A 24,870-nucleotide genomic window follows, 5' to 3' on the forward strand; every position below is an offset into this window, starting at 1 on the left:
AATTATTTCATTGCCATATCCGTATTTAGACTTCGCCCGGATATAAAAAAGGCGGTGAACTCCAACTTCGTGAGGACACCACCTTGATATTATTAATAAAGTCAAGTCAGGAGTTTGTATTTGCTGGCACGTAATCGTTCAATCTCCTTTCTTGTGGTACATATCCTAATTCTTTACACTTATCCAAAAGGATTGTAGCTAACTTAAGATAATCCGTTGGAGTTTCTGACCATTCAGATAGGACATCTATCATATTCTCCATATCTTCCGTCTTTGACATACGAGAATCCGCGCCTCGTATTCCATACGTTAACCCAGATAGTTCTTTATGAGCAAGTAAAATACAAACTAAATTACGGATAACCCTAGTTATATCTTCACCTTTCGGCAAAAACTTTCCTAAAAATTTTTGGATATTAGCATAATACAATTCATGTGAAAGGTTTGGATTCTGTTCCGAGATACCCAGTATTTCTCTAACTGCTTCTGGATTTTGTACTTCCCCAAATAAGTCATTTTCCGGACTACTGTTCGCTTCAATAATTTTATCAGCTGCACTGATCAAATCGTCTAATGATTTCTTTGATAATTCCATATAATGTAATTTTTAGTTATATAGCTTTCTTTTCTAAAATTGATTTCATCTCGTCTATTGCGACTTTCAAGGAACGTTTGGAGATAGGATCAAACAAAATATTTTTAGTCGCTATTTCTGAAGCAATCAACATTTTTTCATTATTGAACTTCGCAAATTGCTGACTTTTCATTTTTCCATTAGGCAAAGATTCCAAATACACTCCGTAAATAATAGAAGGAGAAATATGTAATTCATTAGCTAAAGCCTTCACTTTTGCAGGAAATGATACAACCCTTCCAAGTTTTTCTTGGATAACCGGATTAATTAGAATATCTAATGCAAATTGATCAGCTTTTTGTTCATTCAAAAGCAAATCAGGCATATCTGGAGTTGAAAAATGATAGTTCAAAGTTTCTATTATTTCAAAGTCATTAACAACATGATAGAGTTCATGGAGTAAACTAAGCCATAGTTTATGGTATTTTTTACCCATATCTGTAATGATTATACAAGGCTTGCCATTTAAAATAAGAGTGGCACCATGGGCATTCGTCCCAGTGGCATAAGATTGCGTTAGTACAATAATACCAATCTGGTACAATACAAGGACAAACCTATAATACCCATTCTTCTCATCTTTCGTAAATTCTGCTGACCGACGGAGTAATTGCAAAAGCAAATCTTTATCAAAATCATTTGGGTTCCCAATTTTAAGAAACGACTGAATAGCACACTTTAACCAGAAAGAGGTCATTTTTGATTCTTTCTCCTCCAACATCCTCCGTTTTGATTTACTAAAAAGAGCGGGCATTAAAGAAGTGTCATCATATTCATAAATAGAATTTATACCAAGAAAATTACAAATACACTTCTCATACTCTTCTACTTTCACTTTTGGTATAATTCCCAGCTTTTTTAATGCCGCCAAATCAAAATTCTTGGAAATATAAGAAATTCTTTCAAGTCTTTCGAGAGAATCTTCTTCAGCATCCTTGCCCTCACAATAAGCAGTCACATAGTCAGTCTCAGGAATACCTAAAACTTTCATTAATCGAACGGCTTGCATAAATTTTAATTCCGATTCCCCTTTTAAGAATTTACTTAAAGTCGCCCTTGTTACCCCAACCTCTTCAGCGATAGCGGAATCTGTTATCTCATTCTCTTTCAAAAATCGAGATAAGACATCTCGCAAAGGCAAAATTTCGCTTCTCAGGTTACTATTGTTTTTAATCAAATACATATACTGATGCTATTTTTGTACAAAAATAGGAAAAATCACGTATAAAATAGTATTTTCAATGCTAAAAATAGCATCAGCATAAAAATAATGTCCCCACTATGTCAAAGAACACATCGCACAGCTCTTATGCCGTGCCAACATACAACATATTCCAACCGTCCATCACATCCGACATCACGGCTTTCATGGCCGTACAATTATCAGTTTCAAAAATGATTTGTATTCTTCCCGAACGTCAAAACAAGGACACACCTTGATAAATTCAAACGGCTCAACTATGCCGTTATCGTTTAGGTCCGGTGACGTATCTCGATGGCCGAGAAGTTCTGCAATCTCATATTCTCTCGTTAACTTGTTAATTAGGTCGTCCATTGCCGTCTTTTGCACCGGAGTCCGGGTATCAGCCGGTTTTCCGGAAGTGTCCAGTCCACCAATATAGCAAATCCCGACGCTATGATCATTGTAACCGATACAATGAGCCCCAGCTATCGTGAGTGGCCGACCGGCTTCTATGGTTCCGTCCAAGTCGATTACATAGTTATAACCAATTTGGCTGAAACCGCGTGCACGGTGCATACGATCAATATCCTTAGCTTTGATATCCTGTCCGGCACGTGTGGCCGAACAATGGATAATGATTGAATCTATCTTTTTCATTTTTATCCTCCTATTATTAATACCCATTCTGCGGTTCACGATCACCGCATTTCTTTCTCTCACACCTTTTCATAGCAAGTTCAAGCTTGACATCCGAATAGCTCTCTTTCAAAGTAAAAAGCTCATCCTGTACCTGTCGAAGCCTTCCGGTTTGTTCTACAAAACGTTCTTCTTTTTCTGATAGCTGTTTCTGCAGGAACTCGTTATACTCACGTAAAGCCTTGAACTCCTCCACATCGGCATGGGCGTCCTCAATACGGGCGTTTGTCTTCCGGTTCGTATAGAAGCTAATCCCCCATTTTATCGCCTCGAATCCTCCCAATGTTCCGATGATTGTCAGGATGTCAGTTAATTCTACATTCACTTTACACCTCCTTCCGTTTTTATTTGATCATCTTTGTTACGAGTTTTTTCATTGCCATAAGGCAGTGTTTGTTATTTCTCCGCCTCCGGTCTGTGATAGATGGGAGGCGGATTTTTATATTATTCAGCCTGTTGCTCCTCTTTTAGCGGTTCATCCAAAATTTTGACATACGTCGGCATCGTGAACTCAGAGAACATGCCGTTGCGATCTATGAAGTCAACACGTTGTTTGAGGTATTGAAGTTCTTCATCAGTCAAAGCTATATCTGTTGTTTCTGTTATGGCCGCTGCATCAGTAAATCCGATATTGATTTGACCACTCCCCATATCCTTGATAACGATACGCTTCTGATCAACCTCCGAGATCGCTATCTTACTGTCTATCGATACTTTCAGTTCCATGTTTTTTCTCGTGTCAAACTGTGGTAACACGGTGTTGAGTATTAATACTCTGTCTTTTAATGTCAGTTCCATATTGTATGTTTTTATGATTGTTTGCATTGTAATTAATAATGTCTATTGAATAGATACCATCCCTGGTTAAAATAAGCGAACGTTGCACAGTCACCCTTATTCATGTCAAGTGTCATGCTGTTGCCGTTATTGTCCAACAATGGTGTATCAGAGTTTTCTGGTTCTATTCTGATACCTTCGGAAGAGAACTTCGCCACGATCACATGCACAAAAATCACGGAATTGAAACCGACTTCGCTCCACGAATCTCCGTATTCCGGGTGGACTTCTCCCATTTTCTTTGTGATCGTCGACCGGGAAGGGAGATAGACGCTAAGATACGTACTGGTACTGAAGACGAACGTGTCCCGATAACCGATGTTCAGGACGATTGTATCACTCTTGTCCGACGAGGGTGCATAACGGGCAGTCGAGATCGATCCGTTGACCTTTAAACCTCCAATGCAGTATAACGCATAGTTGCGCCGTCCACCATGAACATCTATCACAGCCCCATAATTTATATCGTTGTGATTAGTTGTATACTCAAGGCGCATCAAAGCACTTGTTCCCCCAAGCGTAGACGGCAAGGTATTTAGACCTAGGCCGGCCCATTTACCGGAAGATGAAAATCCCAAAAACGCATTACTTCCTGATGAATAAAGGAAAAATTTAGAAGACGATTCACCGGAATAGCGGTTATCCGAGAATAGTCCTCCAGACTCCATCCTAAGTCCTCCGATGTAGGCATCCCCATTTTGATAAACTTTAAACGGAGCATTTGCAGGTGTTGCATTTCCAGCCCAGATTCGAACAGAGTTTCCGGCAGTTCCACCTCCCGATAACCCGGCAAGTTTTTCTCCATTTGAATTTGCTATATAGATACTTCCTCTACTTTCCACGTTTCCATTGCTTTCTACCCGGAATGTCGGATCAGTGGGTGGTTGCCCTTTCGCCCCGGCTGTTCCTCCCGACCAAATACGGATTGTACCAGACGCCGACATTCCACCTGTGCTTCCAAAAGCGATCGCACCCGTAGTTATGAGTCCGCCATTGATCTTCGTTATTGTATTGTCATATTTTGAGGCAAGAACCCATTTAGAACCGCTATATCTATAGATATTCTCCCCATCCACCCATAAGTCATTTGTCCGCATACCCGATGTTGGATCCGTCGTTTGATAAAATACCCTTGCCTTGTTATTTGCAGTCAATTGGGCGTTGTTGGCTGCATTCGACGCATTCTCTGCATCCGTCAGGGCATCATTTACCCCATCATACAACGGTTGAAGGTTAGGACGGTCGGAAATGTTATTATAACCGGATGTTCCGGATTTGAATATCACAGGTCCGGTTATAGTCCCATTCACCAGATCAATCACCAATCGGGCTAACTTGTCCTTTATCAATCCTGTCGTGATCGTCTGGCCGGCAATCTCAGTGTATCCATAATTCGGAAGCCAAGAGCGTACGCCATCCTCCGGAGTATTGAGCACCCCTACCCAGAAATGATAGAACCCTGTTTCATCCTCTAACTTTATCTGCCGTTCACTGACATATATTGAGCCATTTGTTCCTTCTTTTGGACATTTGGCATAAACATAATAGGCAAGCGAATTATTCAGCCGGAAAGAAGCCGCCGGAATAGCCCATTCACGGATTTCCTCGCTAACGGTAAAGTGTACTAACTTTCCTGTCGTATTCTTGAAATAGTTGGCATCATTGTCCGCATTCGGAATAAACTTCATCCCTATAAGCTCCATCTGCTGGGAATTGGTGCCGACGATAAGTTGAGCCGTATGCACGGCCAACGGCTTGATAAGTTCAGTGAAATAATCCCCTTCCGGGTCAAACATCATGCCCAAAGTTTCCATCACGTCCCGCCATGAGCGTTTCGTATGCTCCCGGACCGGCTTAACCGCATCCTCAATCTCTTCCGGCACTTTATTCACATCATCCACCAGATCCTTAAAACCATTCGATTCAAGGAAATCGGACAAGGTAAGTTCATACCGGTATGAAGGTGTACCGTCTTTCTCGATATACCTTTTTATTTTGGTAACACGAATCTCTCGATCGATATCTAACTGTTCGGAATATACGCCAACCATCTGGCCACAGGCGATAAAGATGTTTTGCAAACGAAAAACAATTTCATCACATTTTCCTCGTAACTGGATGCGTTTCTCACACTTGCCATCCAACCATGCTTGCGCCTCTTCCTGTAGCTGTAATGAAGCGTTATCCCTATAGCTTTGCGGCATTTTCAGGCCGGTAAGGATAAACTTGTCACCGACAGAAAAATTAATGTCACCGGGAACTTTCAAGGCGTTTTCCTGGTCATTCTGCTTTAGTTTGAACTGTTTCAAGTCATTGTCCCAACTGTCTTCAACGATTGCAAGGTCATAGCCAGCCAAGCCGCCATCCTGGAATGTAACGATCACTTCCACCCCGTCCAACAGGCAATCGGTAAGATTGAAATCCATATCGGCAGCTCTCAGAGTGTAATCGTCGATCTTTTCTGTTACGGCAAACTCTCCTTTCGGAAAGATATGGTCGAATTGCATGGACTTTTCTATCCGGCCGTACTTCTCTACATTCTTTTCGATAGAAAGCAGACCATCAGGCAGAAGAAGATAATCAGTGCCATAATCAGGACCGAGATTCTTGTCTGAACCGTATGGATAAAAAACCGTTACTGGTGGCGTATCATCAACAGCAGACACTTCCAGTTCGGTAAAACCCATTCCTTCGCCCTGTGCCAAGACAAGGCCGTTGCTTGAATACTCCCTCCTGCCGATATTTATTGTCTGGCCGGATATCCAGTATTCCGTATTCAATTCTTTAATGAGTTCGTCAAGTACCGTCCCGACTTTCTTATCTTTGAAAGAAAGGGTAACCATCCGGGATTCGATACAGGATCCGGCCACCCAACCAGATCCTGTACGGTTCATGTTTTTGACAAATAGGGTTAGCCAGTCACGGGCGGTACCGGTGTAATAGTCGAAGTTCTTTTTCCGCTCCGGTGTACCATGAAGGAAAAACTCTGCATCCAAAAGGTCGTACCGACTTGAATAGAACTGAACGGTATATTCCCAACCAAGAGATGTCTCCTTTTTCGTCACCTTCTCATTATGCCGGATCTTGTATTTTGTCCCTTCAAAGTCTATATAGTCGTTGATTTGAAGGTTTACCACATTTCGGGAAAGAAAATTCAGGGTAAGAGTGTCCTCACCCATAATCTCTTCGACCGTATAACTATTATCCTTCAGATAAACGTCACAAACTACCGTATTTCCGCGCTTTATTTCCATACTGCTAAATAACCTACTTATTTTTAGGCAATAAAAAACACGGCAACCGGATATATGACATTTTACCGGTTGTCGTGTTTTAATATATAAGGTAGATGTTCTGTTTATGGTAGATTTCTAAAGCGCAAGTCCACACGCGCCAAAAGTCGTAGACAACGCTGCAATCTCACACCAGAACATCGGCTTCGTTGATACAAAGTCCTGCCATATATTACCACTCAACCGTTTACTCATGCCTATTACCGTGTAAACGATAAAAGCCAGCCACACCGGAATAAGAACCCACCAGAAAGACGTGCAGCCAACCCATAGCTGAGAAGAAAGCAACGTCAATGCCGCCGATCCACAATGAATGCGGTTTATCCAAGTGTCTTTGAAATCAGGAGCCAAACCGACACCAATCAAACCGATACAGGCTGCGATCGCCAGCAACCGCATAGTAAAGGTTGTACTCATTTCCCAAATGACCGGGAATAGGAACATAGCCGTCAGTGCCATGCTTGCTCCAAAGATCAATTTATGATCAAGAGTATAATACGTCGCACTAATTGAGTACGGTACACCTTTTGCCTTTATACAAACTGCTGCCATATAAACTGCGATAACCAAAAAAGAAATAATTAATAATAACATGATTTTCAAACTTTATTGTTTAACTTTGTTTCCGGAGACCCTCGGTCCCCCTAATTTTCTTTTTTTACAGCCTCCAATCTGTGATAGCCTGGAGGCTGTTTTATTATTCTTTCGCCACCGAACATTTTATATCTCCATTTGTTTTAAAAGAAAATACCCAACCTGGGGTTGGCGATTATCAATAATTTTTTCTGAATATACATTTGCTGTCTTTCTGCTGTGACAGCCCAAAGACAGTGTCACTAATTTATTAATACGGCCTTGCAGGCGGAGTGAAGTTTGATGTCCAACGGGCAATATTACTGATGCGAAACTCGTCAATCATACCGTTCAGATACAATCCATAATCCCGATATTTTCCGATCATTAAAGAACTATAGTACCCTGAAACCATCGTTGATGTGAAACCAGACGCATACACTCCATTTACATACACTTTCCAATATCGAGATTGTGACCTGACGATCGCAAGATGAACCCACTGATCCCGTGGCATCGTAAAATAGCATATTGCATCCCCTCGGGTTCCACCATACTGCAATCCAAAGAAAATGCGTCCGTCAGATTCCTCCATTATATCAAAGCTGTAACTTCCACCACCATTGCCTTTTGACATTATACCGTTTCTCACACCACTTTTCAGTTTAATCCAAAAATCGACGGTATAGTTTGGATATAGGGACTCGTTTATGGCATTCGTTCCACTTATCTTTACATACCCGTTTCCTGAAAACGAAACGCAATTCTTGAATTTTCCCACTACATAGGACATATTACTACCAACATAAGGCTTGCCTGAGGCTTCATCTTTCAATGATCCATCAAAATGTAGCAACAGCAAAGTATTCCTGTCTACTTTCTTTCGTCCCATCATCGATCTTATCATACCAACCTCCTTTCCGCCGAAAGTCGGTCAGATACTTTAGTTAAGAGGTGTTACCCCCCCCCCCCCCCCCCATTAACATTTGTAAACAATTATTTCTCATGACTTTATCTCCTATTTTTTAGTCGTTAATATCTTGTTTCATCTTTTTCAACGGCAGATCATTCTTCGTAAGCCCAATAGCGGATCAGGACAGTGCCATCACCGCCGTTACCGTAAGTACCACAACCGCCACCACCGTAACCGCCACTTTTTCTATTGCCATTTCCAGTTCCGCATCCTTTGTCGTAATCGGATTCTCCACCCATGCCCCCATTTATATTTCTGTCTGAACCACCACCTCCGGCATTTCGTTTCCCAGTAGGTTCGCCAAAATCGCGGGTTGTATGCCTTTGACCCTTTCCTCCGCCATATAGGGAACCAGCTGGATAGAGAGAGCCATTTTCATTGCGGCTGCCGATTCCGTTAGATCCATCAGAACCCGCTTTAGCCGTATCTGAATCATCTCCTGCTCCGCCACTTCCGCCGTTGCCACCAGTATATGCTCCGGCATCACTTCCGCCTGGATAACCATTACCCGCACCATTTCCGCCATTAGCTCTATAACTTGAATTTAAGAATTGAGAGTATCCACCGTTGGGGGCAACTTCAGAATACCCTCCAATTCCTCCTTTCCCAACTGTTATCGGAATTGACTGACCCGGTGCAACAGAGATAGCATCACCGTCTCTCCATCCGGATGTATCTTTTTTGAAGGTTTTAGTATAGCCGCCACCTCCACCGCTTCCATTATGTCCTGCACCCCCTCCTCCGACAAGAAACACATCAACCTCCCTACATCCTTTAGGTACGATCCAGGTATAATTCCCGGCAGGATAGAACCTCTTGGTGAACAACTGCAACTTCTTCCGTCCCATCATCGACCGTCTCATCTACGCCCTCCTTTCTTACGATAAGAGGTCGTAACTTCTTTATTTATAGAGCATTTACCCCCCCCGTTTAACTTTTAATAACATAACCTGTTTCATTGCTTTACCTCCTGTACAATTGTGGGCAAGTCTTTCAAGTCGTTCGGATAACCTGTAACGGTTGTCAGAATGCAGAGATAGATCACACCGTATTGTTCATAATATTTGTCTTTCTCGAATGCCATACCCTGCACGTATGGAATAGGATCATCAAGCGTGCCTGCGTGCTCAGCTTCAACGATCTTATACAGTGAAGCAGTTTCTATGCCCGGTTTCCAATCGGCTTGCAGCTTGTGCTTTTGTATCACTTCAAACAAAGTGTCGCTTTCTCCTTCCACTACTCGAAGCCGGAAGCCTATTTCAACTTCCTTGCCAAACTCCGCATCTTTCTCACCCCAAATGGGGAATAAGACCTGCATCTCCAACGCTTGGCTGGCTGTGAGAGACACGCTGTTCATCATCGCACGGGCAAAGGTCACTGCCTGCGCTTCCGGGGATTTAGCGATTGCCTTATCTGCTTTAGTTTGCAAGGCTGCCGTTGTTGTATGGATCATTTCAGGATAGCCTTTTACTATGATAGCTTCGACCTCCTCGGCTGTTTGGGCGGCATCGATACGGGATAGCAAGCCGTCTGTCACCTTGGCGCACTGCTCCGAATAGTCCGCTATTTCGTCAAGAGCAACCGTTAAGATATTCGAGGCGTACAGATGACCGCCTACTTCGACTTCTTCCTGCCGGCCACACTTGTCTTTCAGACGAAGCGTATCACCGGCATAGGCATCCTGTTCGTCGATGTAGTAATGATGGATGTCTTTGTCGTAGATTTCCTGCCGTTTGGCATCACGGGCACGCCAGAGCAGTTCTTCCGGTGTCGGTTCTGGTTCCGGAGCGGGCTGCATGTGCCAACACTCCAACGGGGTTGCATCCGGATGTTCGTTGTGGTACTGTTCCTGTTCTTCTGAGAGCGGAAGATAAGCCCCAACCTCATAATCGTCTATATCTGTACTTATGAGATAGGAATCAGGAAGTTTTACTTTCGTTTTCCAAAAATTAATGTCTTTATGAATGTATATCATATTGCTATTCTTAATTGTGATAATATAAACAAATTATACCCTGTCCTCCTTTTCCTCCTTTACGTGACAGACCACCACCTCCTCCGCCACCAGCTCCAATGCCACCATTTCCGCCATTCGTAGGATTGCTTGAGCCTGAATTTCCACCATTTCCACCTGATTCAAGACCTGCCGCCCCACCACCTGCTCCAGACCCATCCGAACCAGATCCGTTCGAGCCTTTCCCCGAAGTTCCACCTCCTCCAAATAGGCCAATAGGAATAAGTACATTGTTATATTTATATCCTGTACCACCTTGATAAGATTGACTATTTCCACCTTTATAACCGCCCATACCATCTGCATTACTTACACTGTTTCCACCGGTCATTCCTGACGATGAATTTCCATTACCCGACATAGATGCGCCTGAACCACCAGCATAACCGTAAGAACCATTCCAATAACCAGGAGAGCCTCCACCATTATTACAAATCGCGATATCGGAAGATGGGTTTTCTACCAACTTTGATAGAATGGTATATATACTGTCTGGTATTTTAGAGCCATTACCAAGCCCTCCTGCTCCCTCACTATTACCTCTTTGCCCTCCAGCACAGATTATCGTATCCCCGTTTATTTCAAGAGTTGTACTATCCCCATCAGTTTGTGCATTTACAGGCTTTGCAATTTTACAAGTCAAAGTTTTCGGTAGCAAAGAGATTTTTATATTACGAGCAAATGCTATTGTTCCAGAAGCTCCACCGCTACCACTGTTTGTGCCACCTCCGCCGCCACCTCCAACGATTAGCAAATCCACAAACTTATATTTTTTCTCTATTATATAATTCTGTTGGATACCTAAAGGACTTACCAGCTTTACCAATTTAGGCACTGTATTATATAGATTACCTGATATCAATCTACGTTTCATCTCTTCCTGTTTTGAATTATACCCTAACTACTATTATCCCGTGTTCTTTCTTCAAGGATACACCTGTCGGTTTCCCGTTCGGTAACGTTACACTTGATTCCTCGGACTGCCAGCCAGAACCATTAGGGACCGGTTGGTCAAAGTCCGACCCGGAACTGTTCAAGATCGACAGATAGAATTCCTGCATTTCCGGTACGCTGGCGATATCGGCAAAGTTGATCGCTTGCGGGGATTTGCTTGTGTATTTGAAGCGAAGGTTATACGGTGATGACGGAAGAGCCGCCAGAGACTCGACATCGACATACTCTTTCAACCTCAAAGAGTCCGATACCTTCGTTTTCTCTTCATTGCTGTAATTATTGTCGGTATGGACATAAGCAGCGTCCTTGACCGTATGGTCGTCATTCTGTAACTGGGATAGCCTTGTCGGAATCGCCTGCTGGACGTTTGTGATGCTCTGGTTCAGCCCGGCAATGATCCCTTGCAACGTCTGTGTGTCCTCTACGTTGGCAAGAAAAGCGATGATCTCGTTAAATGACTCGATGGCACTCGATGCGTCACCCGAAACGAGCGTGTTGACCTGCTGCTGCAAGGCTGTCAGCGCGTTCCTGATTTCCGTGTCGTCGTAGCTTTCCCCGTCCTGTCCTTCGGCCACCACACCCGTATCCTCTTCGCCTATTTTCCAATGCTTGGTTTCCGGATCGATCGAAGGAACCGGAGCATTGTTTCCCCGAAGGTTCGGGGTGTCGAACTTACCTTCAGCCGTCGTGATCGTCAGGATATAGGTCGTGGCATCATTCGTTTTAACCGTGACCTTCACCTCCTGCATGACGGCCGGCAGCTGGGCAAACGTATGAACGCCATCAGCCAGCTTCATGTTGAATTTACCGTTTTCCAAACGTTCAAATAACCAGACTGATGCAGGGTAAACGGTTGCGTTATCGGCCCATTCGGCGGTCGTCAGTTCGATCTGTTGATAAATAAATGCACCTTTCTTACTCATTGCTTAAATATCCTTGTTTTATCGTTCGTACTGATTCATTGTAATAATTGGCTCCTGTCAGATAAACATTACCGGGCAAGGCTGTACCGCTGCCGGATTCCTGCCACGAGGCTTTTCCCCCGGCAAGATCATAAAGCCGGTAGAATACATATTCGCCATCTTCCGCTACACGCACATCATCACCGATACGAAAATTGATGGTTGTACCGTCGGTATTGACATAGCTCAATGTATTTTCGTCCGGGATAGCCTCTAACGTCGGGATCTCCGGTTTGTTCTTGATGTAGTTCTTATTGACAGGATCGATAACGTTCCAGTCGGGTTGCAGTCCACTGATGACTCCTTCGGCGGCTTCGGCTGCACGATTGGCGCGGTCGGCGGCTGTGTTGGCCTTGCCGGTTGCGACTATGGTATCTTCCTTTGCCGTATTAGCAGCCAAAGCTGCCGTATCCGCCAGTCCTGCCTTTTCATTGGCCAGAGTAGCGGCAGCTTTGGCTGTATTTGCCGCCTTGTCTGCATTTTCTTTTGCCGTGTTTGCGGCCAAAGCTGCATCCGTCGCCGATTTTGTAGCAGTCTCGGCAGAAGCTATGGTATCATCCGCACGCTCTACAGCCGCATTAGCATTTTCGGCGGCAGTTGTAGCCGAGGATGCTGCTTCATTCGCTTTATCCGTTGCGGTATTGGCATTTAATGTTGCCGTGTCAGCCTTTCCTGCGGCATCATTGGCCTTTCCTGCGGCTATATTGGCTTCAACAGTTGCTTTATCTGCTTCTTCCTTTGCCATATTGGCTGAAGCTGCTGCGGTATCGGCATTCTCGGCTGCGGTATTGGCTATACCGGCTTTTTCCTCCGCCAATGCAGTGGCAGCAACAGCCAATTTGGTCGCTGCATCAGCATCTCCGGCAGATTGAGTTGCTTGACCAGCTGCGGCATTTGCTAAAGCTGCGGCATCATTTGCAGCCTTGGTTGCCGCCTCTGCGCTCACTTTTGCGGTGTTTACATTCGATATAGCAGTATTAGCTTCCTCCTTAATTTGGGACATCTGTTCACGAACCTCTTTTGCCGCATCCGTTGCCGGCTTCATAAGTTCGGCCTTATCAGTCTCTGTCAGATCAGAAAAATGCAGTTTCAATTGATCCACTTCTGCTGGTGTCAGATCGGAAAACTTCATTTTCAATTCTTCACGGTCGAAAATATCCACGTATGCACTATCCGGCTCACCTTCGTATTTCATTTGAAGCGTACCGTTCAACTTTCGAAAAACCGGCTTCTCTCCTTTCGGCCCACGAATTTTCTCAATTTCCAACAGATTCTGCCAAGCACCATTAGCTCCTTGTTTCCAAAGGATGTATTTATCGTTTATCCCTAAAAACGCACTAAGGCCGGGATCGCCCTGTTTACCTTTCATTGCAGAGGGCAAAGCACGCTTAGGTCTCCCACCCTGAATGATCAGGATCATATCATTATCGGTTATTGTTCCGGCTGCCGGAAGCAAATTAGCCCTGATTATTTCAAATTCTTCTGCCATATCAATTGAAAACTATTATTCTACCTTGCTCGTCTGCCAATAACCCCAAATCCGGATCCTTCAGCACACGGTAACGAACATCACCGCCGGCATCTATCCAACTCACTACGGGAACAACAACAGAAATAGTGAATCTTGCCCCTATCCGGTTCTCCTGCCAGACTTCCACAGAAAAGGACGGGCAATCAGTATAGTACACCTGAATGATACCATCCAACGTCTTAATATATAATTCCTGATTTCCTACACCGGATATCTGGCTAAAGAATGCCCGATAATTATTCAGAAACTCTTCCACACTGCCGGCCAACATCCAAAGGGACAGTTTTATTTCCCTATGCTGGGTTTTGATTGTCGAAAGGTCTACCGTACGGCCATCGGTGAACGGCGCCTTAACCGCAGGATATTTCAAGATGTCCTCCTGGTTATCGTCCGATCCTATACCGAAGTCTGCAAAGTCTATCCCATTAATCGCATACTGCCCGCGAAGCCCGATACCGCCGGCCGGAGTTGCCGGATAAATGGCATGATTGTCCTCGACAAAAGAAAGTTCAAACACAGATACGTTCTCCCCTGCATTAAATGGCACAGGCTGTTCGTGAGAAGAGCCGACATTGAATCGTAAGCGGTTGGTCATACCGGCAATAAGATTGAATTCCCGATAGCCCGGTGCGGACAGATCAGCAACAAACTTTCTATACCCAGACCAGAACTGCTCAAGCGTTTCTGCCTTCATGAGGAATTTCAACTTGACGGTCTTAGGTTCGAACTCCACAACCGAGAGATCGGGATCGATTCCGTCGGCTTCCGCCCAGTTGTTATATTTGACTGCCTTACGTTTGGGGTATTTCAGAAGATCATCAAAAGAACCTTCCAATAATTTACATCCCCATTCAGTATATACGTCTTTTCCATCTATTGTCATAATACACGTGCTGTATGGTCTTTATGAGTTATTACCTTACCGCCAGCGTTCTTTACGAACACCACGGCATAGTTACTCGCATGGATCTCGGCTTCCGCCCCGTGCATCAGGATCACGTTGTAGCGGCCGATCGTATCAAAATGAAGGATTGCCTTGGAACCGGCCAAGAATACCTTCACCGGATTCGTCAGTTTCACGTCCGTCTCGATATAGATTCCCATGCTTTCGGCCTTCTTGCCCCGGAACTCTCGTAATTGTTCCATAGACGGGAAATTATTCTTCGTGCAGAACTCCGTACCCTGCGGTGTCAGCAGAAGGCGCATAAGCTCTTCTTTGTTTTCCGTGCCATGCAACAACCGGCAGGCACCTAACCGGTTTGCTATCTCAAAAAACTCTTTATCCATAATGCTACATTTTTACTTTTACGTTAATAGTACCTTCCAAGGCATCAACCGTGCCTCTGGTGTTCTCCGATATCTTACCGGCAACCTCTTTGATCTCTCTCGTATTCTCGGCGATCCGATCGGTATTCTTTTCCACTTTATCTGATAGTTCGCGGATGGCCTTCACATCTTCCCAACCTCTGGATTGCATATCATAGATCAGCCTCATTTGTTCACGGATCGGTTGCATACTGCCGCGGATGTCTTCCAACAGAACACGGACGGCTCCGGTCTGACCGGCCAACAGGTTTATGCTTTCTTGGGAGGCTTTGGCATACGCGCCTTTCAGGGAATTTTCAGAAACTTCTTCTTTCTCCGGTTCTTCCACCTCATCTTTCATCAGGCTATCAGCCCAACCGAACTGCCTGTCAATCTCTTTTTGCAGTTCTTCCGCCATATTATAGATATAATCCTGTTCCCAACCGGAAAGGACATTGTCGGCATAGAACTCCTTCAGTTTGTCACGAATCTTCTCCATCGCACCGGAAGATTCCGTTGCTGCCTTGATGGATTCTGTGACCATCTGGCGCATCATTTTTTTGACGGTATCTTTCGCTGATTCTGCCCGGTCCTCACCGGAAGCCCACGCTTCGGCTTGTGCGTTAGCGAAGTTGTCAATGGCGGATTTCAGGTCTTCCCCGAAGATGGCATCTTTGGCCTTCTCCTTGTTTTCTGCTATAACGTCGTTGATTTCCTCGATTTGTTCCTGCCACTCCTTGATACGGCTGTCATCAGTTTTTTTCTTGTCCTGTTCCTCTCTGATCTGTTGCTGGATAAGGATCTTCTGTTGCTCCAGCAGCTTGTTGTTCTGCTCAATCATTTTGGAAGCATCCTTTGAATAGGCCTTCTCGATTGACTTTTCCAACTTACCGTAAGATTTATCCAATGTATCAATTTGATCCTGCAACCGCTGGATACGTTTCTCGTTCTTCTTGTCATGGATTTTGGCGATGGCACCGGCCAAAGATGTAACGACACCAATGGCAGCACCGGCAGACGCACCGAGTGGACCGAACATGGAACCGGCTTTCGCACCGTTCATTGCAGAACTTACAGTGTCCATAGCCACACTGAAACCTTCAGCTATCCCACCGAATACACCACCAAACGAATCTCCGAGCTTCGAAAACGTGTCAGAGAGGAACTGTCCGGTCTGCATAATTTCACTCATGCCCTCTTCTATTTCTGCCAAACCTTCTTTTAACTTCCTGGCATCACTTTCAGAGATAAAGACTTTTTTCAGGCCATTTGAAACTTTATTAAAAGAGGTTTCCATTTGGTCGGCTTCATGGCGGACATTGGCTATTTCATCCTTGATGGCCTTCAACTGATCCGGTGATTTGCGAAGCACATCAAACTGTTCTTTGGTAATACCGAATGAATTATCAGAGGAATATTCCCCTCTTTCAAGAAAAGACAAGAATTTTTCTGCTTCATCCGCAATGGCACGAATAGAGGTGATATTCTTTTTACTCATATCATCAAACAGCCGGGTGATGATGGAGGTGCTCTTTTGGGCTTCATTATCCACGTCCGCCAGCTCTTTCTTCATACCTTCTGCAAGGGAAAGCCGTTCACCTTCTGTTGTGGCCCTTGCTATCTTCTCATTATAAAGCTCCGTGATAGCCTGACGCTTTTCCAAATATGAACCATATTCTTTCAGGTATTCGTTCATGGCGCGTTTCTCTTCCTCCAGTTGTTCCTTATTCACATTGGAGGTCGATTGCTCTCGTTTAACGTATGAATTGACCAAAGCGGTATGAATCTCGACCGTCTGCTCTTTGCTTAGTTTGCCGCCTTGCGCGTCTTTCCACTCTTTCTCTTTGGCGAGTATGGCTGCAATCTCATTGTCATAATCGAGGTTTATCTGGGCGATCTTCTTGTCGGAACCTTCTTTCATCAGGTCAATTTCGGATTGCTGGTTTTGACGACGGAGGGATAAAAGTTCGTTATGAATCGTTTTTTGCTGTTTGAGTTGCTTATCCGCCTCTTTCTTTTCTTGTTTTTCGCGCTTGGTCGAATCAGAATATTTGTCTATTTGCGTTTGCGCCTCTTGTATCTGTTTTGTATACTTGCTCCAATCTTCAGAGTTCTTTTTTGATACATCCAAGGCATTACGAGCAGCTTCTGCATCCTGTTTCTGCTTCTCCCAATAGGATTTATTCTGTACAACAGAGATACTATTCCTCGTTAATGAATTGATCTTTCCTGTTGTCTCATCTATCTGCTTATTCAAAGCATCAAGCCTGATACTACTAATGATATCAGGAACACCCACCCACACAGAAGCTATATCCTCTGATTCCGTCAAAGTTTTATCAAGTTCATCCCTTTCCTCGATAAGTTTTCTTTTCACATCCTCATAATGCTTAACCTTCTCTTCAACAGGAGTGTTAGCCTCCCATTGGGCTTCTTTTATTTTATCTATTTCTTCCTTATGGAGTTTTGCAAGATTATTAGCAGTATCAAGTTGCTTATTAAGTCGTTCTACATCATGAATCCATGAATTACCAGATTTATTGTACGGAGAAGATTCTGTCTCTTGTATTTTCTTTTTAAGGTCCTCTATTCTTTTCAGATCAGCCTCATAAGCCTTAACCGCATTGTCTATTTCTCTCTTCTCATTGACAGATGATAACATCTTATTTTGCTGATCCTGAGGCAAATTCTTAAACTCTTCGAGACTCACATTTCCAAGTTCGGGAAACAGTTTTATCAGCTCTTTGTATGCCTTAACCTGCGAATAAACAGATTCAGTCTCACTATTTATTTTTGAAATCAGACTGTCTGTTTTAGAGGTAAGTTCCTGTTTCCTGTGCGCGGCTTCTTCTTGTTCTTTACTAAGTTGCTTTTGGGCTTTCTCGACAGCGGTTGTACTATCATGAAGAACCCACATAGTAGCGGTAAAACTGGCTACGATGGTGGCAAGTAAAACATAAGGATTAGCTTTCATTGCCGCATTTAAAGCCAATTGAGCGACAGTCTGCGCTTTTGTCATAATTGTTTGGATTCCTTTTGCGGCCGCATCTACCCTTGCGGCAACAGCCCAACTACGAGTTAATGTAATACTGGCTATCAAAGCAGTCCGATAAACTCCATAAGTAGCAGCCAACCCAGCCAATACCTTACCTATCGTTTCATAGTTTTCTATCAACGAAGTGGTTGTTTGGATACCCTTAATTATGACACCCTCCGATTTCTGCCCCAATTCATTGAATACTGAATCCATCGCATCTTGCATCATGGATAGCTGACCGTTAATAGTTTTTGAAGCGTTCTCAGACATATTATAAAACTTACCACCAGCGGAAGTGGCGTCTATGAATGCTTGCTGTACCATTTCTGCGGAAATAGCCCCCTTAGACATCTCATCTTTGAGCGTAGCAATAGATTTTCCGGTCTTATCTGCCATGATTTGTAATGGATTGAATCCGGCATTAATCATCTGATTAAGATCTTGCCCCATCAACTTTCCTGCCGCCGACATTTGAGAGAAAGCCAACGTAAGCGAGTTAAACCTTTGGGTATCTCCCATAGAGACATCGCCAATAGCCTGTAAATAACGTGGTACTTTCTCAGCCTCGATATTAAAGCCTAACATCATCTGCGTAGCTTGGGTTACATCCGAAAACTCTAACGGAGAAATCTTAGCATATTCACGTACTTGCGACATAAGCGCATCCGCTTTTTCCTTGCTTCCCAACAAGGTTTGAATAGCCGTATCTGCGGCTTGGAACTCGCCACGCACACGGATAATTTCAGAACCCAACGCTTTCAACACACCTACCCCACCGATAACAGCCAATACCTTCTTCCAAGAAATAGCAATACCGTTATTGCTATCTACTACCTCTTTAGCATCGTCTTTATAAAGGGCATATTCGTCACGAAGTTTCTTTACAGACAGACGTGCCCCAGCTTGTTGTTGTGTCAAGTCGAACAAAACTGCCTTCTCTTCATCCAAAGCCTTACGTACAGCATTATATTCTTCCAATTTCTTATTAGCGGACAATGGATTTCTTTTCAATGCGATGCGATAGGCTTCACCAAGGCGTTTTACATCCGCTTCTATGCCTTTAATTACCGACTTTTGAGCGATAATCTTTTCTGAGAACCCGTTTACAACTTGCGAGGCATCAAATATTTTCTTTTTAAAACCTTGATTTATCTCATTACCAGCACGTACAGCTGAAACGACAAGAGAATCCAATTCTTTCGTGTTTTTAGCTAATTGGGCTTCCATCGCACGGAAAGTAGCTGGAGATGTATTGCCATCCATCCCAGAAATAGTAGATTTCAGCTTATCTATCTCTTCCCGTAACTTAATGACTTTTTGATAGTCTGCTTCTATGTGAAACGCTAATTTGGGCATACATCAATGTTTTGGATAAAAGTACATTAGACAAATGAAGTAGTAGAATTTTATGAGAATAGATACATGACAATGGAAAGATTGTCGTGAATATAGAATCATGCTCCTCTTTTTTGTCTCATAAGATCCTTTCCCGACATCTTCTTTACTTCTGTTCCATCTTTATCCTCATGGATATCGATAGGTTTATCAGCACTCATCAAGAGCAAAAGAAGATAAGGAAGATCCTCATACACCTCCCTGTAAGAAAGATGCAAATTTTCCATAAATAAGGTAATACTTCCTACGATGGTATTTCCTCCTACTATTTGGGTTTTACTGTTAGATTTGCCAGCTCCATCGCTAACTGGCAGACTACGAAAAAATCACGTCCAGTTATTAACTCAAAAGCGACAAAATACGCTTGCAATAATTCTTCTTTAGAACCTGAAAGCATCTGCCGTTCGAGGCTTTCAGCTCTTTTTTGATAATTCGGGACATCACCAACCACCAAGAATGAAAGTCCCTTGACGATATTCTCCAAATTGACAGGAGCGACCTTCATTAATTCCCGCACAGTGCCATTTTCCGGTAAATCGACCTTACTTAAATATTGGGTAGCCCTCATTATCACTTTGATAGAAGGAGCTTTGATTACATATACTGTTCCCCCTACAACAATAGCTTTTCCATAAGTACCGGAAAGTAACTCTGATATGTTTTTTGAAACCTCACTCATAGTTTAAATATTAGAGGGTGATTGCTCACCCTCGTCATTAACTTATCCACCCAAAGTTGTATCCTCCCCGTCTTCCCAGCGCTCAATAGGAACGCCGGCTTTGGTTGGTTTCAACGCCGTAAAAACAAGGGCTAAGCCAATTGCCTTTTCATTCGCTTTACCAGAAGCAGAAACACCGGCACGAGGAAAAATAATTTTCACACCATCTTCAGTTGTGGCACGGACGGTAAACTCTTTACTTTCTACATGATCGGCACGTTCCCATGTACCCGGCTTACTTTCTGAACCCGCAGTAAACTTACCTCCTTGGAATTTAGCCTTAGTTTCAAGATCATACATACCAATAGAAGCATTGATCTTAACCGCACCCGGCTTTTTAGAGGAATAATAGGTATTTCCAGCTACATCTTTGTAATCCTTAACCTCCGGATCTTCATCCTCATAAGTGAAGGTGTCCTCATGAACTACCGGGACTTCTTCAAAAACAGAACCTTCGGCACCACCAGCCCCGATCGGCGCAACCTCCAGCTTCTGAAGGTTTACCACCACAATTTTTTTATTCTCTGCCATAACTATTTTACATTTAAAACTTCAAACAAAACACTAACATTCACATAATGACACTTTAAAGCAGTATCCGCTTCCGTTCCTATATTATAGATAGAATAGCGATAAAAAGAACCATTATAGGAACCTGTACTCCTTAATATCTTCATAGCTTGTCTTTCAAGCTCATTCAGTCGGATAGAGTTGGCTTCATTCTTGCTCAAATCGGGCACACAAAGATTCACTTCTGCGAAAGACTTCTTCCAATAAGTCCCCGGCTGTTGCTTCTTCGTGTGAATGACAATCCTTTCGGACTTCAATTCACCCGTCAGCGTTTCCCCGTTGGGTACTATGCTTATTCCGAAAGCCTTGCAATCCCGGTAGAGAATGTTTCCTATGTCGGTAGTTACTATCATCCCAATGCTTTGATACGTTGATTGAGAATGTTCAAATACTCGCCCATATAATCACGCTGTTGCAGAAGCAAATCACGTTGGTGTTCATTTTTTACAACTTCTTCAAACTTGGGAGTATCTACAAAAGCACACAGCTTACTAAACTTTTCGGCTAAATCCTGCTGCTCAATAAGCAAACGGTCAAGGAAAGTATCAGCGCACTTATATGTTTCCTCAAACTCATCTTTAGGAAGCCATGATTCTATATCATTATCATACTTCACATGATAGCCATTTATAGACCGTTCTTCTTTTGTTAGCTTTCCACCTACTGCAATCAAGCATTTTTCGTCAGCTTCGCCCATTTTCATAGGTTCAGCTTCAATCTGTTTTGTTCCAATGTACTTTTTCATTTTTCAAATTCTTCTTTTAATCGTTTCTCCGCATGAAGAGCGGCACCACTTAAAACATCATACCCTTTAGATTCTACGAATGATGCGTATTCCGCTTCGTTTTTCAGTGTCAAACCGTCTTTATCGACATCGTAATCATTGGACGTTCTCAAAGTGAGTGTATGGTCTTGATAATCCCCATGTTCCTCTGCGTACTTCACAGCTTCATCGCCTACATCAATCATCTTCTTTTCGACCTCCCATTCTCCTTCATCGAAAAAGGAGTCGACATCTGAGAAATCGAAATCTACATCCATAATTCCGAGTAGTTAAAGTAGTTTGTACTCTTTACCGTGTAGACTTCGCCTTGACCTCTTACGCCATCACCATCCATGCAACGTACTTCATCGCCAGCCTTGACAGTAATTCTTTTCTCACATACTACATGATAATTCGGACGATACACAGAGCCGTTATCAGATGAAAACTCTTTGGTAGTGTTATCATCACAACGGCATTTGCCTACCTCCTGCCAGCATTCACCACCTGTACCGGGAATGGGTCTTCCGAACTCATCCTTAGCCATCGGGGTGATAACTTTAACCTGCAATATGTGTGGAGCGAATATCATAAGAAAGTCACTTTAGGTTTGTTACCCAGTTCGTCTTTCAAACCGTACTGTTTACACAGCCATGAGTACAATTTCATTAGACTATCAACATAATTAGACCAAGACACAGAAAATCCGCTTTCGCTGACCGAAGATGGATTTTGTATCATCCACGGAATTTGCTTTGCACAAGCGACCTCTAATCTTGCCCGATTTTCCTCGGCAAAAGGTTCTTCACCATCCAATCCCGTTCTTGAAAGTATATTTTCAACTACAAGATTAGACGGGGTGTTCTTATCAAATACGCTTAGTACAAACTCCTTGTTACTCATGGCTGCTATCATTCAATATGGTGTAATCAGTTTACTATATGCGGTATAGCTATAATGCGTACAATGTTTAGATTTATAGATGTATCTGAACGGACATTTGGGAACATTAATTCGTATCCCTTGAATAGCCGCTTCCTCTTTCATCGAACACATCATAGCCGGGTTATTTGCAACCAAGAAGACGGGAGGTGTCATGGTCAGTACAACACAATCAGCCGGAACCGTTTCCAAAGTGATAAACTGAATATCCGGCAGACCAACATCAACCGATGGATTCACGTATTCACACTTAGGAGATTCCACACTTGCTGCCTGCACGCTCAACGAAACCAAAGACATCATTAAAAAGCCACACATGGCAAAAATAAAATTCTTCATTTCTTTTCTGATTTATAAAATTAGACAATGGAAGGGTAGAAGCACTACCCTATCCTTTTACTCGATACCTAATGCTTCTTTCAGTTTGGCTGTTGATTCTTCATCCAGTTCTGCAACCTTAGCCAAAAGAGTTTCCTCTTTCATATTGCCGGAAGCCTGCGCACCGATAGATTTCAAAGCATCAATCAAAGTTTTCTTCTCAAACTCCTTTTCAAAGAGGGAAATTTTCACCTCTTTCTTTTCTTCAGGGGCTTTCACTTCGGGATTTTTTGCCTCAATCCGTTCAGCAAGTCTGCGGCTTTCCATATCCAGCACACGGGCTTCCTCACCGACTTCAATCACTTCACCGGGAGTATAATACTTTCCGGTGAACTTGTCGCGGAAAACTGATATAACCTTTACTTTCATATCCTACCCCCTTATGCTGATTGGATGGATGCAATTTCGCTCAAATCGAAATTGGTAATCAAATCTGGATTGGAAATCTGCGGAATCCACTCTGCCGTATATTCCATGTAGCGACCGTTTTTGTCACGGTAGTTAGAGATAAGCATCTGCCCCTCTGACGGGGTATAAGTACGTCCCTGTACCGGGTCTGTCGCTTCATACGGGGTATGATGGCGCATATAACCAATGTTGTCAGAAGGTAACAGAGTAATACGGTTATCCGCGTAAATCTGCACGTTTTTTCCCGTCTGGTCTTTCACATAGTCCTCCTTGATTTCGATGCGAGGCAGACCGATGCCGGTGAACACTTCGGAAGCCAAAGAAGAGGAAACCAATCCCGTACTCAACTTCATTTCGTTGCTGCCGAGAATCATCTTGTACTGCTCACCAAATTCAGATGAACCAAGAACAAGCTTGTTGAAAGATGCACGAGTCATAACCATCTTGGCATAAACGCCATAGTCCGGTGCCAAGGAATGAAGTTCCTCTCTCAAATAAGAGATAAACATATTCTTTCCGTCCACAACCACATCTCCACTTTTCGGCTTGATAAAATTGAACGGAAGGGTAATCTCCAGCAGTTTATTATTGGTCTGACCGGAAGTGATTGCAGCATCCTTGTTGTAAACGGTGGCTTCACCAAGCATCAACAGCGCACCGACAATAATATCCATACGCTTGTGGGCGGCAAGGGTAATCTGACGGTAGTCGTCTGCCAGGAAGTTTACAATCTCTTCCATTGCAGCCTTTTGGTCGGCTGGCTTAGCGGCATTGAACTTGTCAATCAAATCCTGCAATTCAGAAAGACGGTCAATAGACATCTGATAAGCATCACCCAAATAGGCAATCTCACCATATCCGGAACCGATGTTCCGACGTTCACGGATGGGTTTCTCTCCAAAACGCGAATTGATGGAGCCGGCCATAACTCCAGTTACAGAACCGATATAGTCTTTGAACACACGAGTAGTCACTCTGCGGAAAGTAAGATACTGCTGCCAATAGATTGTGTCCTTGCGTGTCTGGTTCACACGTCTGATGATAGCGGAAACAATGTTCGCATCATCGAATAATGTTTGAATCGTTAAAAACATATCCTACCTCCTTACTCGTTAAATTCAAACCATCCCTTCATGTTGGCTTTATCGTTCTCGGAGAACGGCATAACCAATTTTGAGGGTTCAATTTCTGCGGCTGTACGAAGCAATGAAACCAATGTGATTCCGTCCTCAACCTTTGTACGGTTAAACAGAGCCGAATTAGCTACATGCTTTTGTTTTAAACCATCAACTGCAACCGCATTGAATAATACGGCATCTTTGGCGATATTCTCACCAAAAGCAGCCTTAATAGTCAATACATCATAACCGGCATTAGATTTATCAATTGCCGTTACTTCTGCGCCTTTCTTGCCGCTTCCGACAAACATACCCACATAAGCCAAAGAGTTCTTGGCTACTTTGATAGACAAAGCCTCTCCACCAGTGGTATAGGCTTCCACAACTCTCACATTGATTACCGCATAAGCGAACTTGTTTTTCAAGTCCGCACAAATCGGTGTAAATCCGGGAAGAAAACTTCCCACTACCAGGTTCTGCGTATCAAGTTTGAACGGACCACGTCTACGAATGCCGGTCTGGACATCGTAGCGTTCCTCTTGCTCAACGGGCGGAACCAAGTCATACTTAAATCCTGCTGACATAA

28 protein-coding genes are annotated in these 24,870 nt (G+C 43.5%); all 28 read right to left on the reverse strand.

Going from position 1 to position 24,870, the window contains the following annotated elements; genetic code table 11:
* Positions 1 to 106: 106 nt before the first annotated feature.
* A complete protein-coding gene (locus NQ542_RS06275) occupies positions 107 to 595 on the reverse strand; it encodes a hypothetical protein (RefSeq protein ID WP_005638349.1) in 489 nt (162 codons plus the stop codon).
* Positions 596 to 611: 16 nt separating this feature from the next.
* Positions 612 to 1,817 (reverse strand): XRE family transcriptional regulator, encoded by a 1,206-nt coding sequence (locus tag NQ542_RS06280; protein ID WP_005638351.1) that lies wholly within the window; start codon positions 1,815 to 1,817, stop codon positions 612 to 614.
* A 183-nt stretch (positions 1,818 to 2,000) separates the two neighbouring features.
* The gene (locus tag NQ542_RS06285) at positions 2,001 to 2,474 is read right to left on the reverse strand and encodes an N-acetylmuramoyl-L-alanine amidase (RefSeq protein ID WP_039850030.1); all 474 of its coding nucleotides are present in this window, start codon (positions 2,472 to 2,474) and stop codon (positions 2,001 to 2,003) included.
* Positions 2,475 to 2,490: 16 nt separating this feature from the next.
* Entirely contained in the window at positions 2,491 to 2,838 is a 348-nt protein-coding gene (locus NQ542_RS06290) for a hypothetical protein (RefSeq protein ID WP_005638355.1), read from the reverse strand.
* A gap of 119 nt (positions 2,839 to 2,957) precedes the next feature.
* Positions 2,958 to 3,311, reverse strand: coding sequence for a hypothetical protein (locus NQ542_RS06295; RefSeq protein ID WP_039850070.1), 354 nt, complete (start codon positions 3,309 to 3,311; stop codon positions 2,958 to 2,960).
* 32 nt (positions 3,312 to 3,343) lie between these two features.
* Positions 3,344 to 6,604, reverse strand: a complete 3,261-nt coding sequence (locus tag NQ542_RS06300) for a hypothetical protein (protein WP_005638358.1) — start codon at positions 6,602 to 6,604, stop codon at positions 3,344 to 3,346.
* 117 nt (positions 6,605 to 6,721) lie between these two features.
* Positions 6,722 to 7,237 (reverse strand): hypothetical protein, encoded by a 516-nt coding sequence (locus NQ542_RS06305; protein WP_005638360.1) that lies wholly within the window; start codon positions 7,235 to 7,237, stop codon positions 6,722 to 6,724.
* 250 nt (positions 7,238 to 7,487) lie between these two features.
* Complete coding sequence (locus NQ542_RS06310) at positions 7,488 to 8,123, reverse strand: LamG domain-containing protein (RefSeq protein WP_039850033.1); 636 nt, start codon at positions 8,121 to 8,123, stop codon at positions 7,488 to 7,490.
* Between the two features lie 158 nt (positions 8,124 to 8,281).
* Positions 8,282 to 9,052 (reverse strand): glycine-rich domain-containing protein, encoded by a 771-nt coding sequence (locus tag NQ542_RS06315; RefSeq protein WP_147295492.1) that lies wholly within the window; start codon positions 9,050 to 9,052, stop codon positions 8,282 to 8,284.
* A 92-nt stretch (positions 9,053 to 9,144) separates the two neighbouring features.
* Entirely contained in the window at positions 9,145 to 10,164 is a 1,020-nt protein-coding gene (locus NQ542_RS06320) for a hypothetical protein (protein WP_005638368.1), read from the reverse strand.
* Positions 10,165 to 10,174: 10 nt separating this feature from the next.
* Positions 10,175 to 11,077: a hypothetical protein gene (locus tag NQ542_RS06325; RefSeq protein ID WP_005638370.1), complete on the reverse strand. Its 903-nt coding sequence runs from the start codon at positions 11,075 to 11,077 to the stop codon at positions 10,175 to 10,177.
* Positions 11,078 to 11,093: 16 nt separating this feature from the next.
* Positions 11,094 to 12,080 carry a hypothetical protein gene (locus tag NQ542_RS06330; RefSeq protein WP_005638372.1) on the reverse strand — a complete coding sequence of 329 codons (987 nt, stop codon included), beginning with the start codon at positions 12,078 to 12,080 and terminating at the stop codon, positions 11,094 to 11,096.
* Positions 12,073 to 13,608 (reverse strand): hypothetical protein, encoded by a 1,536-nt coding sequence (locus NQ542_RS06335; protein ID WP_005638374.1) that lies wholly within the window; start codon positions 13,606 to 13,608, stop codon positions 12,073 to 12,075. The genes NQ542_RS06330 and NQ542_RS06335 overlap by 8 nt, the downstream gene beginning before the upstream one ends.
* A gap of 1 nt (position 13,609) precedes the next feature.
* Positions 13,610 to 14,533: a hypothetical protein gene (locus NQ542_RS06340; protein ID WP_005638376.1), complete on the reverse strand. Its 924-nt coding sequence runs from the start codon at positions 14,531 to 14,533 to the stop codon at positions 13,610 to 13,612.
* The gene (locus NQ542_RS06345; protein ID WP_005638378.1) at positions 14,530 to 14,937 is read right to left on the reverse strand and encodes a hypothetical protein; all 408 of its coding nucleotides are present in this window, start codon (positions 14,935 to 14,937) and stop codon (positions 14,530 to 14,532) included. Before NQ542_RS06345 ends, NQ542_RS06340 begins: the two co-directional genes overlap by 4 nt.
* A 4-nt stretch (positions 14,938 to 14,941) precedes the next feature.
* Positions 14,942 to 19,348 (reverse strand): tape measure protein, encoded by a 4,407-nt coding sequence (locus tag NQ542_RS06350; protein ID WP_005638380.1) that lies wholly within the window; start codon positions 19,346 to 19,348, stop codon positions 14,942 to 14,944.
* Positions 19,349 to 19,446: 98 nt separating this feature from the next.
* Positions 19,447 to 19,614, reverse strand: a complete 168-nt coding sequence (locus NQ542_RS06355; RefSeq protein ID WP_005638382.1) for a hypothetical protein — start codon at positions 19,612 to 19,614, stop codon at positions 19,447 to 19,449.
* 38 nt (positions 19,615 to 19,652) lie between these two features.
* Entirely contained in the window at positions 19,653 to 20,066 is a 414-nt protein-coding gene (locus tag NQ542_RS06360; RefSeq protein ID WP_005638386.1) for a hypothetical protein, read from the reverse strand.
* Between the two features lie 42 nt (positions 20,067 to 20,108).
* Positions 20,109 to 20,636, reverse strand: a complete 528-nt coding sequence (locus NQ542_RS06365; RefSeq protein WP_005638390.1) for a hypothetical protein — start codon at positions 20,634 to 20,636, stop codon at positions 20,109 to 20,111.
* A 2-nt stretch (positions 20,637 to 20,638) separates the two neighbouring features.
* The gene (locus NQ542_RS06370) at positions 20,639 to 21,028 is read right to left on the reverse strand and encodes a hypothetical protein (RefSeq protein WP_005638393.1); all 390 of its coding nucleotides are present in this window, start codon (positions 21,026 to 21,028) and stop codon (positions 20,639 to 20,641) included.
* Positions 21,025 to 21,420 (reverse strand): crAss001_48 related protein, encoded by a 396-nt coding sequence (locus NQ542_RS06375; RefSeq protein ID WP_005638399.1) that lies wholly within the window; start codon positions 21,418 to 21,420, stop codon positions 21,025 to 21,027. The genes NQ542_RS06370 and NQ542_RS06375 overlap by 4 nt, the downstream gene beginning before the upstream one ends.
* Positions 21,417 to 21,716 carry a hypothetical protein gene (locus tag NQ542_RS06380; RefSeq protein ID WP_005638402.1) on the reverse strand — a complete coding sequence of 100 codons (300 nt, stop codon included), beginning with the start codon at positions 21,714 to 21,716 and terminating at the stop codon, positions 21,417 to 21,419. Before NQ542_RS06380 ends, NQ542_RS06375 begins: the two co-directional genes overlap by 4 nt.
* Complete coding sequence (locus NQ542_RS06385) at positions 21,707 to 22,030, reverse strand: hypothetical protein (protein ID WP_005638405.1); 324 nt, start codon at positions 22,028 to 22,030, stop codon at positions 21,707 to 21,709. The genes NQ542_RS06380 and NQ542_RS06385 overlap by 10 nt, the downstream gene beginning before the upstream one ends.
* Positions 22,027 to 22,341, reverse strand: a complete 315-nt coding sequence (locus NQ542_RS06390; protein ID WP_227945666.1) for a DUF6706 family protein — start codon at positions 22,339 to 22,341, stop codon at positions 22,027 to 22,029. Before NQ542_RS06390 ends, NQ542_RS06385 begins: the two co-directional genes overlap by 4 nt.
* A 12-nt stretch (positions 22,342 to 22,353) precedes the next feature.
* The gene (locus NQ542_RS06395) at positions 22,354 to 22,719 is read right to left on the reverse strand and encodes a hypothetical protein (RefSeq protein ID WP_005638409.1); all 366 of its coding nucleotides are present in this window, start codon (positions 22,717 to 22,719) and stop codon (positions 22,354 to 22,356) included.
* Positions 22,720 to 22,776: 57 nt separating this feature from the next.
* Positions 22,777 to 23,127 carry a hypothetical protein gene (locus NQ542_RS06400; RefSeq protein ID WP_005638411.1) on the reverse strand — a complete coding sequence of 117 codons (351 nt, stop codon included), beginning with the start codon at positions 23,125 to 23,127 and terminating at the stop codon, positions 22,777 to 22,779.
* Positions 23,128 to 23,138: 11 nt separating this feature from the next.
* Complete coding sequence (locus NQ542_RS06405; protein ID WP_005638413.1) at positions 23,139 to 24,260, reverse strand: TrbJ/VirB5 family protein; 1,122 nt, start codon at positions 24,258 to 24,260, stop codon at positions 23,139 to 23,141.
* 11 nt (positions 24,261 to 24,271) lie between these two features.
* Positions 24,272 to 24,868, reverse strand: a complete 597-nt coding sequence (locus NQ542_RS06410) for a head fiber protein (protein ID WP_005638415.1) — start codon at positions 24,866 to 24,868, stop codon at positions 24,272 to 24,274.
* Positions 24,869 to 24,870: the final 2 nt, after the last annotated feature.

Source organism: Parabacteroides merdae ATCC 43184, assembly GCF_025151215.1.
In the GTDB taxonomy this organism is placed as follows: domain Bacteria; phylum Bacteroidota; class Bacteroidia; order Bacteroidales; family Tannerellaceae; genus Parabacteroides; species Parabacteroides merdae.

Excerpts from the sequence above, each read along its gene's own strand:
- NQ542_RS06275 (WP_005638349.1), bottom strand. The coding sequence starts at position 595 with ATGGAATTATCAAAGAAATCATTAGACGATTTGATCAGTGCAGCTGAT.
- NQ542_RS06280 (WP_005638351.1), bottom strand. The coding sequence starts at position 1,817 with ATGTATTTGATTAAAAACAATAGTAACCTGAGAAGCGAAATTTTGCCT.
- NQ542_RS06285 (WP_039850030.1), bottom strand. The coding sequence starts at position 2,474 with ATGAAAAAGATAGATTCAATCATTATCCATTGTTCGGCCACACGTGCC.
- NQ542_RS06295 (WP_039850070.1), bottom strand. The coding sequence starts at position 3,311 with ATGGAACTGACATTAAAAGACAGAGTATTAATACTCAACACCGTGTTA.
- NQ542_RS06300 (WP_005638358.1), bottom strand. The coding sequence starts at position 6,604 with ATGGAAATAAAGCGCGGAAATACGGTAGTTTGTGACGTTTATCTGAAG.
- NQ542_RS06305 (WP_005638360.1), bottom strand. The coding sequence starts at position 7,237 with ATGTTATTATTAATTATTTCTTTTTTGGTTATCGCAGTTTATATGGCA.
- NQ542_RS06310 (WP_039850033.1), bottom strand. The coding sequence starts at position 8,123 with ATGATAAGATCGATGATGGGACGAAAGAAAGTAGACAGGAATACTTTG.
- NQ542_RS06315 (WP_147295492.1), bottom strand. The coding sequence starts at position 9,052 with ATGAGACGGTCGATGATGGGACGGAAGAAGTTGCAGTTGTTCACCAAG.
- NQ542_RS06320 (WP_005638368.1), bottom strand. The coding sequence starts at position 10,164 with ATGATATACATTCATAAAGACATTAATTTTTGGAAAACGAAAGTAAAA.
- NQ542_RS06325 (WP_005638370.1), bottom strand. The coding sequence starts at position 11,077 with ATGAAACGTAGATTGATATCAGGTAATCTATATAATACAGTGCCTAAA.
- NQ542_RS06330 (WP_005638372.1), bottom strand. The coding sequence starts at position 12,080 with ATGAGTAAGAAAGGTGCATTTATTTATCAACAGATCGAACTGACGACC.
- NQ542_RS06335 (WP_005638374.1), bottom strand. The coding sequence starts at position 13,608 with ATGGCAGAAGAATTTGAAATAATCAGGGCTAATTTGCTTCCGGCAGCC.
- NQ542_RS06340 (WP_005638376.1), bottom strand. The coding sequence starts at position 14,533 with ATGACAATAGATGGAAAAGACGTATATACTGAATGGGGATGTAAATTA.
- NQ542_RS06345 (WP_005638378.1), bottom strand. The coding sequence starts at position 14,937 with ATGGATAAAGAGTTTTTTGAGATAGCAAACCGGTTAGGTGCCTGCCGG.
- NQ542_RS06350 (WP_005638380.1), bottom strand. The coding sequence starts at position 19,348 with ATGCCCAAATTAGCGTTTCACATAGAAGCAGACTATCAAAAAGTCATT.
- NQ542_RS06355 (WP_005638382.1), bottom strand. The coding sequence starts at position 19,614 with ATGGAAAATTTGCATCTTTCTTACAGGGAGGTGTATGAGGATCTTCCT.
- NQ542_RS06360 (WP_005638386.1), bottom strand. The coding sequence starts at position 20,066 with ATGAGTGAGGTTTCAAAAAACATATCAGAGTTACTTTCCGGTACTTAT.
- NQ542_RS06365 (WP_005638390.1), bottom strand. The coding sequence starts at position 20,636 with ATGGCAGAGAATAAAAAAATTGTGGTGGTAAACCTTCAGAAGCTGGAG.
- NQ542_RS06370 (WP_005638393.1), bottom strand. The coding sequence starts at position 21,028 with ATGATAGTAACTACCGACATAGGAAACATTCTCTACCGGGATTGCAAG.
- NQ542_RS06375 (WP_005638399.1), bottom strand. The coding sequence starts at position 21,420 with ATGAAAAAGTACATTGGAACAAAACAGATTGAAGCTGAACCTATGAAA.
- NQ542_RS06380 (WP_005638402.1), bottom strand. The coding sequence starts at position 21,716 with ATGGATGTAGATTTCGATTTCTCAGATGTCGACTCCTTTTTCGATGAA.
- NQ542_RS06385 (WP_005638405.1), bottom strand. The coding sequence starts at position 22,030 with ATGATATTCGCTCCACACATATTGCAGGTTAAAGTTATCACCCCGATG.
- NQ542_RS06390 (WP_227945666.1), bottom strand. The coding sequence starts at position 22,341 with ATGAGTAACAAGGAGTTTGTACTAAGCGTATTTGATAAGAACACCCCG.
- NQ542_RS06395 (WP_005638409.1), bottom strand. The coding sequence starts at position 22,719 with ATGAAGAATTTTATTTTTGCCATGTGTGGCTTTTTAATGATGTCTTTG.
- NQ542_RS06400 (WP_005638411.1), bottom strand. The coding sequence starts at position 23,127 with ATGAAAGTAAAGGTTATATCAGTTTTCCGCGACAAGTTCACCGGAAAG.
- NQ542_RS06405 (WP_005638413.1), bottom strand. The coding sequence starts at position 24,260 with ATGTTTTTAACGATTCAAACATTATTCGATGATGCGAACATTGTTTCC.
- NQ542_RS06410 (WP_005638415.1), bottom strand. The coding sequence starts at position 24,868 with ATGTCAGCAGGATTTAAGTATGACTTGGTTCCGCCCGTTGAGCAAGAG.